Genomic DNA, 16,154 nt, shown 5'->3' with positions numbered 1-16,154 from the left:
GCCGAACCCGCCGGAGTCTGTTGATGAAAAGCCTGCAACGAGCCTGGCACCGCCATTCGCCCCAATTGTTCCTGGGCGAGCTGCTTGAGAAGCGGTGGATGGAGCCGATCATTCCATTCACGCTCACGATCGTGGTGTTCCTGGCATTCGCGGTGATGATCCCGCGTTACCTGACGGCGGGCAGCCTTCAGGAGCTGATGCGGAATTTCGCGGAGCAGGGGATGGTCGCGGTCGCGATGGCCTTCTCCGTGTTGTCGGGCGGCATCGACCTGTCGGTCGGCGCGGTGTTCGCGATGTCGAACTTCCTCGCGCTCTATCTATATCTCATTGTCGGACTGCCGCTGCCGGTGATGATCGTCCTTGTCATCCTGTTCGGCGCCGCAATGGGTGCGATCAACGGCGGCCTGATTGCCTACGGCAAGACCCGGCCGTTCTTGACGACCCTGGTCGTCCTCATCATCGTCCGCGCGGCCTACAACAAAGTGACAGTTGCGTTCACGGACGAACTCGCAAGCATCGATAGCGGCTCCAGTACGTGGGATTTCATTGGGTCGGGCAGAGCTCTCGGCATTCCCGTCAACATGCTGGTGTTGATCCTGCTTGCCGTCGGAACACACTTATTTCTCACCCGTATCAAGCCCGGCGTCCACATCATGGCGGTCGGATCGAGCCGCAAGGCGGCCCGCCACGCCGGCGTCAACGTTAAGCGCGTGCTGTTCTCGGCCTATGTGATGTCCGGGGCAATCGCGGCACTGGCGGGGATCCTTTATGCAGCACGGCAGAGCAGTTCGGGCACCGACACCGGCGTCGGCTGGGAGATCAATGCGCTGGCCGCTGTGGTTCTTGGCGGTATCAGCCTTGCCGGCGGCCGTGGCACCATCGCGCGCGCCGTCATGGGCGCGGCGATCATCTTCATGCTGACCAGCGGCATGGTGCGGCTGGGCATCTCTGGCAACCTGACGACCGCAATCATCGGCATCATCCTGCTGCTTGCGGTCGGTTTCAACGTGAAGTGGGTCAAGAACAAGGGCAAGGTGCTGCAGAAGGTCTACGTCACCCCGAGCTGGGTTGATTTCGAGCCGCCGCCGTCGGTCGAGCGCGGCAGCGGCACCCCGTTCGCGGAGAACGACCGCTTGAAGAACGCGGAAGCGATCGCGCTCAACATGATCGAGGGCCCGGAGGACGTCATCCTCGACCGCAGAGACAACCTCTACACGGTCAACCGCAACGGTTCGATCATCCGCTTTCTCGCGCCTGACTATACCGTTCGCGAAGAGTTCGCGCGCATCGGCGGCCGGCCGCTCGGGTTGGCATTCGATCGGGATCAGAACCTCCTTGTCTGCATCGCCGGGATGGGCGTGTATGGCGTCAAGCCCGATCGATCGGTCTTCAAGGTGACCGACCGCACCACACGCACGCGTACACGCCTTAAGGACGATTCGCGGCTCTATCTCGCCGACGATCTCGACGTAGCGCCCGACGGCAAGATCTACTTCAGCGAAGCCTCGACGCGCTACGAACTGACCGACTGGGCGCTCGACGGCTTTGAAGGCCGCGGCAACGGCCGCCTGATCTGCCACGATCCGAAAACCGGCATCACCAAGACCGTCCTCAAGAACCTGACGTTCCCCAACGGCATCTGCATTTCGCATGACGGCCGGTCGGTGCTGTGGGCAAGCACCTGGCTGTGCCAGGTCAACCGCTACTGGATCGCCGGCCCGAAGGCAGGCACCAGCGAGATCCTGATCGACAACCTTCCGGGCTATTGCGACAACATCAACCGCGCTTCGGATGGTAAATATTGGCTCGCCTTCGTCGGCCTGCGCACGCCCGTGTATGACCTTGCCATGCGCAATCCCGTTTTCCGCACCCGTATGGTCAAGCAGATACCGCCGGACGAGTGGCTGTGCCCGGGGATCAATTACGGCTGCGTGGCCAAGTTCGACGACAATGGCGTCGTGACCGAATCGCTCTGGGATCCGGGCGGGCTTTCGCATCCGACGATCACCTCGGTCCGTGAACACAAGGGCTACCTCTATATCGGGGGTCTCGAGAACAACCGCATTGGCCGTATCCGCCTCCAGGACGCTGATCCGACCTGGGAAGCGCACAAGTCCTATTGGGGAGGGGCCTGAGCCATGTCTCTGCTTGGCGATATCGTCGATCGCGTGTTGTTCCCGAACCGGGAGCTTCATGGCATTCCGGTGCTCGACGGCGCGTTTTCCCCGAACCAGCGGCTCGATGGCGCTCGCCGGCTCGGCGCGGAGATCGAACGGCCGGATGACATCGCGTTCGGGCAGGACGGTGCGCTCTATGTCTCGACCGGCAACAGCATCCTGCGTTGTACTGGGGATGATTTTGACAAGCGCGCCGTGTTAGCAACACTCGAAGGGCCGGTCGGCGGACTTGCCAGCACGCCGGATGGCAGACTGCTGGCTTGCGTCTCTGGGGTTGGGTTGGTGGCGCTTTCGCCAGTCGGGAAGATCGTCGCAAAGCTCGAAAGCGTCGCTGGTGAGAGGATTGCCTGTGCATTGTCGGTGACGGTAGCCCCCGATGGGGCGATCTATCTGACCGATGGTTCGCGCACCAACCAGGCTGACCTCTGGCTTACCGACCTGATGCAGAATCGCGGCCCGTCGGGCCGGCTCATCGCTTGCGATGCCTCGCTCGGTGGCGCGAGCGTGCGTGCGGACAAGCTTGCATGGCCACTTGGCGTGGTCGCTTCCAGCGACGGCAATGAGGTCTGGGTCGCCGAATCCTGGGCTCATCGTCTGACTGCTTTTCCACGCGCCGGCGGTGAGAGACGCGTGATCGTCAAGAACTATACCGGCTATCCGGCACGGCTTGGCCGCGGTGCGGACGGAGAGGTCTGGATGGCCTTCCTCGCGCTTCGCACGCAGCTGACGGAATTCGTCTTACGCGAACGGGCATTCTGCAAAGAAATGATGCGGACAGTACCATCGGAGCTGTGGATCGGGCCGGTGCTGGATGGTCGCCTTAATCCGCGCGAGCCGACCCAGATCGGCCGCATCAAGAAGCTCGGCATTCAGAAGCCGTGGGCGCCGCCGCGTTCGTATGGTCTCGTTGCACGGCTGGACGCCAAGGGCATGGCGGTGGAGACGTTGCACAGCCGGGTCGATGGTCGAGTCCACGGAGTAACCGCCGTCCGCCCGATTGGCTCGCGCGTGCTCGCGGTGTCCAAGGGACGCGATTGCCTGGTTGAACTGCCGCGTGGTCGCGGCGCGCAGGAAGGATGAGCGCCATGCGGGCGGAACAACAGGCAGGCACCCCGCTGCTGCAGGTCTTCAATGGCAGCAAAGTCTATGGCGGTCTGCATGCGATCGATGGCGTTAATTTTGATCTGCGGCCGGGCGAAATCCACGCGCTGCTGGGCGAAAACGGTGCGGGAAAGTCGACGCTGTGCAAGGCGATCGCCGGCGCAATCGTCCTGACCTCCGGGGACTACATGATCCGCGGACGCAAGGTCTCGTTTGCCTCGCCAAAGGAGGCGCTCGAGGGCGGCGTCGCGATGGTCTACCAGGAGTCCAGTCTGGTGCCGTCAATGACGGTCGCGCAGAATCTCGAACTCGGCATGGAGAAGTGGGTTACTGTCTACAGCAAGATCAATATTGCGGCGACGCAGTCGTTGCAATCAATGAACTTCAATGTCGATCCGCTGGTGCTGGTCGAGAATCTTGGAACTGCCAAGCGGCAGATGGTCGAGATCGTGCGTGCCGTGCGCCACAATGCACAGGTCTTCATCTTCGATGAACCGACTGCGTCGCTTACGCCCGAAGAAACGCAGCATCTGTTCCATCTTCTCAACACCCTGAAAGAGAAAGGCGCCGGGATCATCTTTATCTCGCATGCGCTGGAAGAGGCACTCAATATCGCCGATCGCATCACCGTACTCCGGGACGGCAAGCTCGTCGCCACTATGCCCGCAAAGGACGTCACCCGCGACTCGCTCGTGCGGATGATGGTTGGCCGCGAGGAAACCGCAGCTCAGTACGCGACCCACGGCGCCGATCCAGATGCGCCAAAGCCGCACTCGGCGCGCGGAGAGAAGGTGCTTTCGGTCGAGAATGTGACGATGGGCAGCATCGTCAAGAATATGTCCTTCTCTGTCTTCAACGGGGAAGTCGTCGGCATTTTCGGACTGGTCGGCGCGGGACGTTCCGAGATCGCGCAGATCGTCAGCGGCGCGCGCAAGCGCAACTTCCTGCGCGGCGGGATGATCTATCTGCGGGACAAGCCCGTCCGCTACCGGGTGCCGCGGCAGGCAGTGCGCGACGGAATAGCATATATCACCGAGGATCGGAAAGTTGACGGCTTCTTCGAGACAATGACGGTGGATCAGAATATCTATCTTGGCTATCTGTCGTCTCCGCGCATCAGGCGATTCCTCTACTCCGCGCGCGAGATGAAGCGCATTGCCGATCGATGGATCTCGGCACTTTCCATCTCGGCGCTCAAGCGAACGTTGAAGATTGTGGAATATTCAGGTGGCAATCAGCAGAAAGTCGTGGTGGGGAAGTCTCTGGCGCAGGGACCGACAGTGGTCATCTTCGACGAGCCGACGCGAGGGGTCGACGTCAGCGCCATTCCGCAGATCCACCAGGCAATCCGCGGGTTGGCGGGCGAGAACAAGGCGGTCGTCGTGATCTCTTCCTATTTGCCGGAGATCCTGGCGATCTCGGATCGGATACTGGTCGCGCGTGGTGGGCGTATCGTCGAGGAAATGACGCGGGCCGATGCGACCGAAGACAAGATCATGTACGCGGCCATTCACTGATAAGGAGGGCCTTTCATGAGTGCCTATCAGCGGCCTCCCCATTGGGACGACACGGCGCGCGACGCCAATGAAGACGATCCCGATAGCGGTCGGCTGATGAGCGAACGGATCGCAAGCGAAATCCGCAGCGCGGTGTTGAGCGGGGAGATGCGGCCGGGCACGCGGATCCGGCAGGAGCTTCTCGCGGCGCATTTCGGAGCGAGTCGCATTCCCGTGCGCGAAGCACTGAAGCAGCTCGAGAACGAGGGGCTGGTCGTGATGGCGCCGAACCGTGGTGCCTGGATTGCCGACGTCAATTCAGAGGAGTCGATCGAGATCTACAAGATCCGCGAAGCTGTCGAACCGCTGGCCATCGGCGAAAGCGTTCCGAACCTGACCGACGAGGACATCGAGGCGCTTGACCGCATCGTACGCGAACTCGAGCAGGTCACAACGCTTGAGGAATACATCCAGCTTGATCGGGAGTTTCATCTGCGCACCTATTCGCGCGCGCGGATGCCGCAACTGCTGGCGATGGTCGAGCGCTTCTGGAACAGCACGCAGCATTTCCGGCGACAATTCGTCAGCGAAACCTATGCCAAGGATGGCTTTCCGTTCTCCGATCCCCAGCACGTCCTGATCATGGATGCGATCCGGGCGCGCGACGTCGACGCCGCGCAGGCGTTGGTACGTCTCCACATCCGGCGCACGCGCGTTGTCATTCAGGCGAAAGAGAGTGGGGCGGCCCAACCGCGCCTTGCGAACCGCGCCGCGTCGCCGCACGCCCGCCTCGGGTCGGTCTATCGAGGAAAAAGGTCCAATGATTAGTTTCCGGAGCAACGGCGTTGTCCGCGATACGATAATGATAGCGACCGGCTATCAGAGCCGCAGGGCCGGGCACGACGGCCGGCATCGTCGCGACCACGGCGGTAACGGGCAACAAGGATGATGGCCGACTCCGATTCCGCGTCGCGGCTGCGCGCCTATGAGGAAGCCGCAGGCAGGCTGCGGGCGCGTCGCGGGGATGCGCTTGTCGCTGTTCCCGATCACAGAACGCTGACGGCGCTCGATCTATTTCGTGCCGCGCCGCGCAAGGCACCGGCACTGTTCTATTTCGATGCGACGCAGACCTATGGCGATATTGACCGGTACAGCGACCGGCTCGCCGGTGTGTTCGCGCGCAAAGGGGTTGGACGGGGGGACCGGGTCGCCGTCATTCTTCAGAATGTGCCGCAATTCGTCATCGCAAGCATAGCGGTCTGGAAGGTAGGGGCCATGGTCGTCACCCTCAACCCGATGTACCGCACGCCGGAGCTTCAGAAGCTGTTCAAGGACTGCGAACCCAAGGCGGTGATTTGCCACGATGATCAATGGGACAATGTTTTCCCGGCGACCAATACGGTCGATCCCGAACTGGTGCTCTGGACCGCCGCTCGTGAATTCCAAATGAGAAACGATGTCCGCGTGCTGCCGGAGCCGGGCCGAGCGCCGCAGGCTCATGCGCTGGACATGATCCTCGCCGAAGACCAACCGGCCCCGCCGGCGGCGGTTCTGACCTCGGACGACGTCGGTCTGCTGCTCTACACGTCCGGAACCACGGGCGTTCCCAAGGGTGCGATGCTGACGCATCGCAATCTGGTGGCGACGGCGCTGATCTGTCGCGATCATTTTGAGCTGAACGGCCTGTCGCGGATCTTTGGTGTCGCGCCGCTGTTCCACGTCACCGGCTTCGAGATCCAGATGGTCGCGGCTTTCGCCGCGCACGCGGCGATGGTGCTGACCTATCGCTTTCAGCCGCAGGTCGCGCTGGATGCCTTTCTTGAATGGCAGCCGACATTCATCGTCGGCGCCATCACCGCGTTCATCGCGCTCATGAACCAGGCCGACGCGACCAGCCGCCATTTCGAGAGCTTTGTGCATCTCTATTCCGGCGGCGCGCCGATTGCTCCCTCGGTCATCGACGCGTTCGCGAAACGGTTTGGGCAGGCGATCCGCAGCTCTTATGGAATGACTGAACTGACCTCTGCGAGTCACCTTGCGCCCAACGAAGGTCCGATTCCCGTCGATCCCGAATCCGGCGCACTGTCGATCGGCAGGCCGACGCACGCCGTCGATGCGATCGTCGTTGACGACGAGCGTCGCCCGCTCGGGCCCGGCGAGCATGGTGAAGTGGTAGTGCGCGGTTCGGGTGTGATGGCGGGCTACTGGAGAAAGCCGGCGGAAACCGACGAGGTGCTGACCAATGGTTGGCTGCATAGTGGCGACGTCGGCTTCTTTGACGAGAACGGCTGGTTCTATCTGGTGGACCGCAAGAAAGACATGATCTCCGCCTCCGGCTTCAAGGTCTGGCCACGTGAGGTTGAGGACGTGATCTACGGCTTTCCGGGGGTGCGCGAGGCAGCCGTTGTTGGCGTGGCCGATCCCTATCGGGGAGAAACGGTGGTGGCGTTCGTGTCCGTCCAAGCCGGCACGGTAATCGATGTCGCCGCGCTGTCCCGATTCTGTCGCGAGCGGCTGGCAGCCTACAAATGCCCCGTTGACATTCGCGTGTTGGACGATCTGCCGAAGACAGAATCCGGAAAAATTACCCGAAACACGCTCAGGGACGGGCTGCGCTGCCGATAAGGAGAATTTACGTGGATATCACCCAAAGCGAACGCAGCCAGCAATTGGCCGCCCGTATCGAGCGCTTCATGACGGAGCACATCTATCCGAATGAGCGCCGATACTATCAAGAGGGCGAGCGCCTCGGCCCCTGGGCCGTGCATCCGGTTGTCGAGGAACTGAAGCTGCTCGCACAACAGGCCGGCTTGTGGAACCTGTTTCTGCCTGCTCACGAGGACGGGCTGACGAATCTTGACTATGCGCCGCTGTGCGAGATCATGGGACGCTCGCATCTTGCTCCCGAGGTCTTCAATTGTAGTGCACCGGACACGGGCAATATGGAGACGATCCTCCGTTACGGTACGGAGGCGCAAAAGGAACGCTGGCTGAAACCCTTGCTCGCGGGCGAGATTCGTTCTTCGTTTGCGATGACCGAGCCTGACGTTGCCTCATCGGACGCGACCAATGTCGCGAGCCTGATCGTGCGTGACGGCGACGACTACGTGATCAATGGCCGGAAGTGGTACACGACCGGTGCCACCGATCCGCGGTGCAAGATCATCATCTTCATGGGGCAGACCGCCCCGGCGCACCCTGACCGTCACAAGCGCCAATCGATGATTCTTGTACCGAAAGATACGCCAGGCGTGCACGTCGTCCGTTCGCTGCCGGTGCTCGGATTCTATGGTGTGCCGGATCGTGCATCCGAGGTGATGTTTACCAATGTGCGCGTGCCGGCCACCAATATGCTGCTTGGGGAGGGGCGTGGATTTGAGATCGCGCAAGGACGGCTTGGGCCTGGGCGCATCCATCATTGCATGCGGTTGATCGGCCTTTCCGAGCGCGTGCTCGAGCGCATGTGCCGGCGAGCGCTGAAGCGTGTTGCTTTCGGCAAGCCTCTCGCCGAGCAAACGGTTACGCTTGAGCGCTTGGCCGAAGCGCGCATGAAGATCGAGCAGGCCCGCCTGCTGACTCTCAAAGCGGCCTATATGATGGATGCGGTCGGCAACAAGGCCGCGCGGCAGGAAATCGCGATGATCAAGGTCGTCGCGCCAAACATGGCGCAGACGATTGTTGACTGGGCAATACAGGTTTTCGGTGGGGGTGGAACCAACAACGACCATTTCCTTTCTGCGGCGCTCGCTACGACCCGCTTGCTGCGGCTAGCCGACGGACCCGACGAAGTCCACCGCAACCAGATAGGCAAGCTCGAGCTGCACCGCTGGCTCAATTCCGATCCCGCGCAGACCGGCGGCGATGCCGATCCGATGTCCCCAGAAGAATCCGAATCATGGTCCGAAGGAGGCCTGTGGCCACGTCCAAAGAGTCTACCCTAGATGGGGTCCGGAAGGTGAGGGGGCTCGCCGACCACGTGTCGAAACTGCCGGGTCCACCCACACTGCCGCGAGCAAGCATCGCGGTGTTGGAAACGCGGCAATCTTGCCGAGGCGAGATTCTTTGCCGCGATGACGCGCGGAGCGATCGCCGCCAGTTAGCTCGTTCACCCTCTCTCAGTTTCTTTAATGGTGGGCGGAGTGCGAACCGCCCACGAACGAAAAGTGCACGTATCTGGTGCGGTTTCTGGTGCGGCCATCCCGCTGGCGCCAACAGAAACGAGCTAGGGTATTGATTTCCTTGGTGGGCCCGGCAGGACTCGAACCTGCAACCAGACCGTTATGAGCGGCCGGCTCTAACCATTGAGCTACAGGCCCCGCCGCCTTGCGGGCCGCGGGGCGCGGCCGGCAACGGTGCGGGCTCCGTTTACAGGGTGCGTGGGGTTTCGGCAATGCCACCCCCCCGGCCCGCGCCTCCGCCGCCGTGCCGCCGCGTCTCACGGACGGCATCGCCGGAACACCGGCCGGGCAGCCATCTACCGTGACCATCCGGCGCGCTCCACGATCGGCGGCCTCAGTCGACCGAGACGCCGGCGAACTCCACCACCTTGCGCCACTTCTCGGTCTCGTCGGCGACCAGTCTGCCGAATTCGGCCGGGGTCATCGGCTTCGGAATGCCGCCGACCTCCGCGAGGCGCGCCACCAGCTTGGGGTCCTTCAGGGCCTCGCCGACCGCCTTGTTGAGGGTATCGACGACTTCCGGCGGCGTGCCCTTCGGCGCTGAAATGCCGTAGAAGCCGACCGCCTCGAAGCCCGGCACGGTCTCGGCGATCGCCGGCACGTCGGGCACGCCCGGCCAGCGCTGCGGCGAGGTCACGCCGAGCGCCCGGACGCTGCCGCCGCGCGACTGCTCCAGCGCCGACGGCAGATTGTCGAAGATCAGCTGCACCTTGTTGGAGATGATGTCGGGGAAGGCGATCGCGGATCCCCGATACGGCACGTGCTGCATGTCGCACTTGGTCATCGCCTTGAACAGCTCGGCCGACATATGCACCGAGGTGCCGTTGCCGGACGAAGCGTAGGCGATCTTGCCCGGATTGGCCTTGCAGTAGTCGATGAACTCCTGAACCGTCTTCACCGGCATCGCGTTCGAGACCACCAGCATGTTGGTGAGCTGCATGATGCTGGCGACCGGGGTGGTGTCGCGCAGGAAATCGTAGGGCAGCTTCTTGTAGAGCGAGGTCGAGATCGCGTTGTTCGGCGCGACAAACAGGAGCGTGTAGCCGTCGGCCGGCGAGTTGATCGCGGCGGCGGCGGCGATGTTGCCGCCGGAGCCGGCGCGGTTCTCGACCACGAATTGCTGGCCCAGATGATCCGACAGCCACTGGCTCATGATGCGCGCCACGATGTCGACCGGGCCGCCTGCGGCAAAGCCGATCAGCCAACGCACTGGACGGTTCGGATAGTCGGATGCGGAGGAGGGGGCAATCGAGGCAAGGCAGCAAATCAAACCAAGCAACGCGGCGCGTGCGAACCGGAACATCGTCTCTCCCGTCATTTTCTTGTGACTGTTGCCGTCATGGTTTCACAAAACGCTGGCTTTGCCTACGACCCCGCCCGTGCGACGATAGTCGCGCTCATGTGCAATGCCTGAGGCTCGGGATGAAATTCGCTGTTATGATCTGCGCAAGCGCGCTGCTGCTCGCGGGCGGCGCGGCGGCGCAAGAGGGGGGCAAGACCATTTCCAAAACCACGATCAGTTTCGCCACGGCGACGCCGGGTGGCGGCTTTCCGCTCTATGGCAATGCCTTCGCCGAGGTGATGAACGCGGCCGATGCGACGCTGTCGATCGAACCGCGCAACACCAAGGGCTCCAATGAGAACATCCCGCTGCTCGAGGCCGGCAGCGTCGACATCGCAACCGTTGCCGGCGAGCCGTCCTACGAGGCCTTCATGGGCATCGGCCGGCCGCCGGCCACCAGGCTGAAGATCCTCACCGCGATGTATTCGAGCCCGGGCATGTTCGTGGTGCGTGCCGACAGTCCCTACAAGACGATCCAGGACCTGGTCGGCCAGCCCGTCGCGTTCGGCGCCAAGGGCTCCGGCCTGCCGATCCTGTCGCGCTACATCCTCGACGGCATCGGGCTGAAGCAGGACGAGGACTTCAAGTCGATCTATCTCGATCGCGCCGGCGATGGGCCCGCGATGGTCGAGGACGGCCGCGCTGCGGCGCTGTGGGGCGCCGGCATCGGCTGGCCTGGCTTCAGCAAGATGGCCGAGAGCGCGACCGGTGCGCGCTTCATCGCGCCGACCGCGGACGAGATCGCCCGCATCCGCGCCAAGCACACCTTCCTGAAGCCGCTGACGATCCCGGCCGGCAGCTACCCGAAGCAGACCGTAGCAATCGCCTCGGTCGGCTCCTGGAGCTACATCCTGGTGCGCGAGACGTTGCCCGACGATGTCGCCTACCGATTGGCGAAGACGCTGCACGGCGTCGAGGCTGACTTCTGCAAGAAGCTTGCCCAGGCTTGCGAGACCACGGCAGCGAACACCGTCGCCGCCGCGCCCGATATCAACCTGATCCACCCCGGCGTGCTCAAATATTTTCGTGAGATTGGGGTAGCTCGCTAGCGCGGCGAATGGTGAGTGGCGAATAGCTGACGATCGCACCTATTCGCTACTCCCTGTTCGCTGTTCGCCTATCTCACTTCTTCACCAGCGGACACGCCGGATCCGGCGGGCCGAACGCATCCTCGCCGGAGATCTTGGCGAGGATCTTGTAGTAGTCCCACGGATACTTTGACTCGGCCGGGGTCTTGACCTGCACCAGCCAGAGATCGTGCACCATCAGATTGTCCTCGCGCAGTTTGCCGTTGCGGGCGAAGAAATCCTCAACCGGCTTCTCGCGCATATTGGCCGCGACCTTGAGCGGATCGTCGGTGCCGCTGTCCTTGATCGCGTTCAGATAGGCGGTCACCGAGGAATAGACGCCGGCCTGCCACATCGTCGGCATCCGGTTCATCTTGGCGAAATAGCGCTTCGACCATTCCCTCGTCTTGTCGTCCATGTCCCAGTAGAACGAGGTGGTCAGCAACAGGCCCTGCGCGGCCGACAGGCCGATCGAGTGGATGTCGGTGATCAAGGCGAGCAGCGCCGCCATCTGCTGCCCGCCGGCGAAGACACCGAACTCGGCGGCGGTCTTGATCTCGTTGGTGTTGTTCGGCGGTCCGCCGGCAATGCCGATGATCTTGGCCTTCGAGGCCTGCGCCTGCAGGATGAAGGACGACAGATCGGGCGTCGCAAACGGCGGCCGCACCGCGCCGAGCACCTTGCCGCCGGTCTTGGTCACGATCGCTGAGGCGTCCTTCTCCAGCGAGTGGCCGAAGGCATAGTCGTCGGTGATGAAGAACCAGCTGTCGCCGCCGCGCTTCACTACCTCCTGTGCGGTGCCGACCGCGAGCGCGCGGGTGTCGAACACCCACTGCATCGCGTAGGGCGAGCAGAACTTGCCATGGAAGTCGGTCGCGCCCGTCGAATGCGTGATGAACAGCTTCTTCTTCTCGTTGGCGATGTTCTGCACCGCGAGCCCGACCGCCGACACCGGCACGTCGACGATCAGGTCGACCTGATCGACGTCATACCAGCGCCGCGCGATGGTCGCGCCGATATCAGGCTTGAGCTGATGATCGCCGACGATCACAGAGATCGGCTTGCCGAGCACCTTGCCGCCGAAATCGTCGACCGCCATCTGCGCGGCGGTGACCGAACCCTGTCCGGTCGGCGTCGAGGCCGGGCCGTTCATGTCGGTCAGCACGCCGATCTTGACGATGTCGTCGGATACCTGCGCCGATACGGCCGAGGAGGCCAGCAGCGCGGCTGCGAGCGTCCCGAACACGGCTAGTCTGGAGCCAATGCCGTTCCGATTGAATCGGAACGGCGCTCCAGATTTTTGTTTTGACGCGTTTTCTTCACGCGAATCGGTACCCACTTCGCTCGAAAACGCTCTGGTGGCGATCATTCTGTCTCCCTCCTGAACTGGCGCATTGGCCATTATGGTTGTGCCGGGCCTCCGGGACCCGGTCATATTGGTTTCTTTTGCAACTAGTTTGGGGTCCGCGTCAACGCGCCATCGGCCTAATGACGGTGCCGCGGCACGGCGCAAGCCGGTTTCTTTCGGGGCCGATTCAGTCCATAGCGGGCCATGATCACCGCCCAGCGCCTTCCGGCTTCGCTCACCCCGCTCGATGCGGCGCTGGCCGCCGTGCTGCGCGACCTCGTGCCGGTCCAGCCGATCGAGCTGCCGCCGGCCGACGCCTTGCGCTGCATTGCCGCCGAGATGCCGGTCTTGCGCGCATACCCGTTGCACGATGTCGCCGTCGGCGACGGCTGGGCGATGCGCGCCAATGATCTGGTCGGCGCGTCGTCCTATGCGCCGCTGCCGCTGGCCGGACTTCCGGTCTGGGTCGCCGCCGGTGCGGCGATGCCCGACGGCACCGACTGTGTGGTCGATGCCGATGCCGTCGACACCTCCGGTCCGTTGCCGCAGGTGCTCGCCGAAGCCATCCCGGGGCAGGGCGTCCGGCGTGCCGGCAGCGACATTGCGGTTGGGCGTGCCGTGATCGCGGCGGGAGAGTTGGTGCTGCCGCGCGGCCTGCTGCTCGCATGCGCGGCCGGACTGGAGCTGTTGCGCGTCCGGCGGCCTCGGCTTCGCATCGTCAACATCTGCAACGGTCAGCTAACCGCGCAACTGATCGCTGACACCGCGCGCCTCGCGGGCGCTGAGATCGTCTATGCCGAGGCGGCGCCCGATGTGGGGGTGATTGCAAACGCGCTCGAGGCAGATGGTTGCGATCTCATCATCACGATCGGCGGCACCGGCGTTGGTCACACCGATGCGGCGGTGAATGCGCTGGCGAGGTGCGGCACGTTGCTCGCGCACGGCATTGCGCTGCAGCCCGGGCGCACCGCAGCGGTCGGCCGGATCGATGCGACGCCGGTCGTTGCGTTGCCGGGGGCGCCGGATCAGGCTTTCGCGGCCTGGTGGGCGATTGCGCTTCCGGTGCTCGACCGCCTGTCCGGCCGTCGGCCGCGTCAGACATTGGCGCTGCCGCTGGAACGCAAGATCGCCTCCGGCGTCGGTATCGCTGAGGTTGTGCTGCTGACGCGTCAGCAGGGTCCTCAGCAGGATTTTTGGACCCCGCTTGCGATCGCCGACCTGTCGCTCGATGCCATCGCGCGCGCCGAAGCCCTGCTGATCGTGCCTGGCGCTGCCGAGGGCTTTGCTGCGGGCACGGTTGTCGATGCCTATATGTTGCGGGAGTGAGTTCCCGAGATGACCAATATTTTCACGCCGAAACCCAACCCATCCGTCGAGCAGGATCAGTTCCTGACCATCCTGTCGCGCGAGGAGGCGATCGCGCGCTTCGAGGCGGCGCTGTTCCCGCTCCGATTGGCGTCCGAGACGCGGCTGCTCGCTGACGCGCTCGGGCGCGCGCTGGCGGCGGACGTGCTGGCGCCGATCGACGTGCCGCCGTTCGATCGCTCCAATGTCGACGGCTTTGCGATGCGCTCCGTCGATCTCGCGTCCGCCGCCGAGGGCGCGCCGGTGCACCTCGCGCTGAATGACGAGATCATTTCGTGCGGCACCGCGCCGACCGGGCCGGTGCTGCCGGGCACCGCGACCGCGATTGCGACCGGCGGTCCGGTGCCGCGCGGCGCCGATGCGATCGTGATGGTCGAGCACACCCAACCCGCCGGCAATGACGCCATCGAGGTCCGGCGCGCGGCGTCGCCCGGGCAGTTCGTGTCCTATGCCGGCTCCGACATCGCGCGCGGCGAGGCGCTGTTGCGCGCCGGAACGATGATCGGGTCGCGCGAGATCGGCATGCTCGCGGCCTGCGGCATTGCCGACGTTCAGGTGGTGCGCCGTCCGCGCGTTGCGATCCTCTCGACCGGCGACGAACTGGTGCAGCCCGGTGAGACGCTGCGGCCGGCCGCGATCTACGACACCAATGGTGCGATCGTCACCGCGGCGATTGCCGAGAATGGCGGTGACGCGTCGTTCCTCGGCGCGATTGCGGACAATGAGGCGATGCTGGAAGCCGCGATGCGCAAGGCGCTGGCGGACAGCGACATGCTGGTGCTGTCGGGCGGCACCTCCAAGGGCGCGGGCGACGTCTCGCACCGGATCATCGGCAGGCTCGGCAAGCCCGGCATCATCGCGCATGGCGTTGCGCTGAAGCCGGGCAAGCCGCTCTGCCTTGCGGTCTGCGACGGCAAGCCGGTGGTCATCCTGCCGGGCTTTCCGACCTCCGCGATGTTCACCTTCCACGACATGATCGTGCCGGTGCTGCGGCGGATGGCCGGCCTGCCGCCGCGCTCCGATGCCAAGGTGGCGGCGAAGGTGCCGGTGCGGATCGCCTCCGAGCTCGGGCGCACCGAGTTCGTGATGGTGTCGCTGGTCGAAGGCGCCGACGGCCTGATCGCCTATCCGAGCGGCAAGGGATCGGGCGCGATCACGTCGTTCGCGCAGGCCGACGGCTTCCTGAAGATCGAGGCGCTGGCCGATCAGTTGCCGGCCGGCAGCGACACCGAGGTGACGCTGTTCACGCCGCATGTGCGGGTGCCCGATCTCGTCATCGTCGGCAGCCATTGCACCGGGCTCGATCTCGTCACCGCGCCGCTGGCGCATACCGGCCTTGTGGTGCGTTCGATCGCGGTCGGCAGTCTCGGCGGGCTTGCGGCGGCCAGGCGCGGCGAATGCGATCTCGCTCCGATCCATCTGTTCGACGACAAGACCGAGACCTACAACACGCCCTATCTCGCCGACGGTCTCGAGCTCGTGCCGGGCTGGCGGCGCATGCAGGGCATCGTGTTCCGCAAGGACGACACGCGCTTTGCCGGCTTGAGCGCAGAACAGGCGGTGCGCGCCGCGCTCGCCGATCCCGCCTGCATCATGGTCAACCGCAACCAGGGTGCCGGCACCCGCATCCTGATCGATCGCCTGCTGGCAGGCAGCCGGCCCGACGGTTACTGGAATCAGCCGCGCTCGCACAATGCGGTTGCGGCCGCGGTGGCGCAGCATCGCGCCGACTGGGGCATGACCATTGCGCCGGTCGCCCGCGCGTCCGGGCTCGGTTTCATTCCGCTTGCCGAAGAGCATTACGACTTCGCGCTGGTCACAGTGCGAAAGCAGCGGCCGGCGGTACAGGCTTTTCTCGACGCGCTGGCATCGGACGAAAGCCGCGCCGCGTTGACAGCGGCGGGGTTCAGGCCGGCCTAGGCGATCCACGACATTCACCGCTGTCGTCCCTGCGAAAGCAGGGCCCATAACCACAGGGTCGTGTCGTTGAAGAGAGCTGCGGCCCCAGCGCCGCGCAACAATTGAGATTTGGGGTAATGGGTCCCGGCCTTCGCCGGGACGACAGTGAATGTGTGGCATT

Annotated in this window: 11 protein-coding genes and 1 tRNA gene; 9 read left to right on the top strand and 3 right to left on the bottom strand. The window is 64.0% G+C overall.

The window, feature by feature from the left end:
- Positions 1-23: 23 nt before the first annotated feature.
- From ACOIX3_RS31515 to ACOIX3_RS31490, 6 genes are all read left to right on the top strand, one after another.
- Positions 24-2,135, top strand: a complete 2,112-nt coding sequence (locus ACOIX3_RS31515) for an ABC transporter permease (protein ID WP_420965850.1) — start codon at positions 24-26, stop codon at positions 2,133-2,135.
- Positions 2,136-2,138: 3 nt separating this feature from the next.
- A complete protein-coding gene (locus tag ACOIX3_RS31510) occupies positions 2,139-3,257 on the top strand; it encodes an SMP-30/gluconolactonase/LRE family protein (protein ID WP_420965849.1) in 1,119 nt (372 codons plus the stop codon).
- Positions 3,254-4,795 carry a sugar ABC transporter ATP-binding protein gene (locus ACOIX3_RS31505; protein ID WP_420965848.1) on the top strand — a complete coding sequence of 514 codons (1,542 nt, stop codon included), beginning with the start codon at positions 3,254-3,256 and terminating at the stop codon, positions 4,793-4,795. The genes ACOIX3_RS31510 and ACOIX3_RS31505 overlap by 4 nt, the downstream gene beginning before the upstream one ends.
- 96 nt (positions 4,796-4,891) lie before the next feature.
- On the top strand, positions 4,892-5,602 hold the full coding sequence (locus tag ACOIX3_RS31500; RefSeq protein ID WP_420965846.1) for a GntR family transcriptional regulator: 711 nt from the start codon (positions 4,892-4,894) through the stop codon (positions 5,600-5,602).
- A 120-nt stretch (positions 5,603-5,722) separates the two neighbouring features.
- On the top strand, positions 5,723-7,399 hold the full coding sequence (locus ACOIX3_RS31495; RefSeq protein WP_420965845.1) for an AMP-binding protein: 1,677 nt from the start codon (positions 5,723-5,725) through the stop codon (positions 7,397-7,399).
- A gap of 68 nt (positions 7,400-7,467) precedes the next feature.
- Entirely contained in the window at positions 7,468-8,715 is a 1,248-nt protein-coding gene (locus ACOIX3_RS31490) for an acyl-CoA dehydrogenase family protein (protein WP_420971835.1), read from the top strand.
- A 299-nt stretch (positions 8,716-9,014) separates the two neighbouring features.
- Here the strand turns inward: ACOIX3_RS31490 and ACOIX3_RS31485 are convergent.
- Together ACOIX3_RS31485 and ACOIX3_RS31480 are read right to left on the bottom strand one after the other, a co-directional pair.
- Positions 9,015-9,090 (bottom strand) — tRNA-Ile (locus ACOIX3_RS31485).
- Positions 9,091-9,286: 196 nt separating this feature from the next.
- Complete coding sequence (locus ACOIX3_RS31480; protein ID WP_420965844.1) at positions 9,287-10,255, bottom strand: Bug family tripartite tricarboxylate transporter substrate binding protein; 969 nt, start codon at positions 10,253-10,255, stop codon at positions 9,287-9,289.
- A gap of 119 nt (positions 10,256-10,374) precedes the next feature.
- Here ACOIX3_RS31480 and ACOIX3_RS31475 point away from each other — a divergent pair, with 119 nt between their 5' ends.
- Complete coding sequence (locus tag ACOIX3_RS31475) at positions 10,375-11,343, top strand: TAXI family TRAP transporter solute-binding subunit (protein ID WP_420965843.1); 969 nt, start codon at positions 10,375-10,377, stop codon at positions 11,341-11,343.
- Positions 11,344-11,416: 73 nt separating this feature from the next.
- Here ACOIX3_RS31475 and ACOIX3_RS31470 read toward each other — a convergent pair whose 3' ends face one another.
- On the bottom strand, positions 11,417-12,607 hold the full coding sequence (locus ACOIX3_RS31470) for an ABC transporter substrate-binding protein (RefSeq protein WP_420965842.1): 1,191 nt from the start codon (positions 12,605-12,607) through the stop codon (positions 11,417-11,419).
- 306 nt (positions 12,608-12,913) lie between these two features.
- Between ACOIX3_RS31470 and ACOIX3_RS31465 the strand changes: the two genes are divergently transcribed.
- Positions 12,914-14,035 (top strand): molybdopterin-binding protein, encoded by a 1,122-nt coding sequence (locus ACOIX3_RS31465; RefSeq protein ID WP_420965841.1) that lies wholly within the window; start codon positions 12,914-12,916, stop codon positions 14,033-14,035.
- Between the two features lie 9 nt (positions 14,036-14,044).
- Positions 14,045-15,994: a molybdopterin biosynthesis protein gene (locus ACOIX3_RS31460; protein ID WP_420965840.1), complete on the top strand. Its 1,950-nt coding sequence runs from the start codon at positions 14,045-14,047 to the stop codon at positions 15,992-15,994.
- Positions 15,995-16,154: the final 160 nt, after the last annotated feature.

It is taken from the genome of Bradyrhizobium sp. B120, from assembly GCF_049075665.1.
GTDB lineage: Bacteria > Pseudomonadota > Alphaproteobacteria > Rhizobiales > Xanthobacteraceae > Bradyrhizobium.
Note: the sequence above shows the minus strand (reverse complement) of the source record. Positions and strands in the feature narration are given on the sequence as shown.

Bases quoted from the DNA above. Each gene is read 5' to 3' on its own strand.
- ACOIX3_RS31515 (WP_420965850.1), top strand. From the start codon at position 24: ATGAAAAGCCTGCAACGAGCCTGGCACCGCCATTCGCCCCAATTGTTC.
- ACOIX3_RS31510 (WP_420965849.1), top strand. From the start codon at position 2,139: ATGTCTCTGCTTGGCGATATCGTCGATCGCGTGTTGTTCCCGAACCGG.
- ACOIX3_RS31505 (WP_420965848.1), top strand. From the start codon at position 3,254: ATGAGCGCCATGCGGGCGGAACAACAGGCAGGCACCCCGCTGCTGCAG.
- ACOIX3_RS31500 (WP_420965846.1), top strand. From the start codon at position 4,892: ATGAGCGAACGGATCGCAAGCGAAATCCGCAGCGCGGTGTTGAGCGGG.
- ACOIX3_RS31495 (WP_420965845.1), top strand. From the start codon at position 5,723: ATGGCCGACTCCGATTCCGCGTCGCGGCTGCGCGCCTATGAGGAAGCC.
- ACOIX3_RS31490 (WP_420971835.1), top strand. From the start codon at position 7,468: ATGACGGAGCACATCTATCCGAATGAGCGCCGATACTATCAAGAGGGC.
- ACOIX3_RS31480 (WP_420965844.1), bottom strand. From the start codon at position 10,255: ATGTTCCGGTTCGCACGCGCCGCGTTGCTTGGTTTGATTTGCTGCCTT.
- ACOIX3_RS31475 (WP_420965843.1), top strand. From the start codon at position 10,375: ATGAAATTCGCTGTTATGATCTGCGCAAGCGCGCTGCTGCTCGCGGGC.
- ACOIX3_RS31465 (WP_420965841.1), top strand. From the start codon at position 12,914: ATGATCACCGCCCAGCGCCTTCCGGCTTCGCTCACCCCGCTCGATGCG.
- ACOIX3_RS31460 (WP_420965840.1), top strand. From the start codon at position 14,045: ATGACCAATATTTTCACGCCGAAACCCAACCCATCCGTCGAGCAGGAT.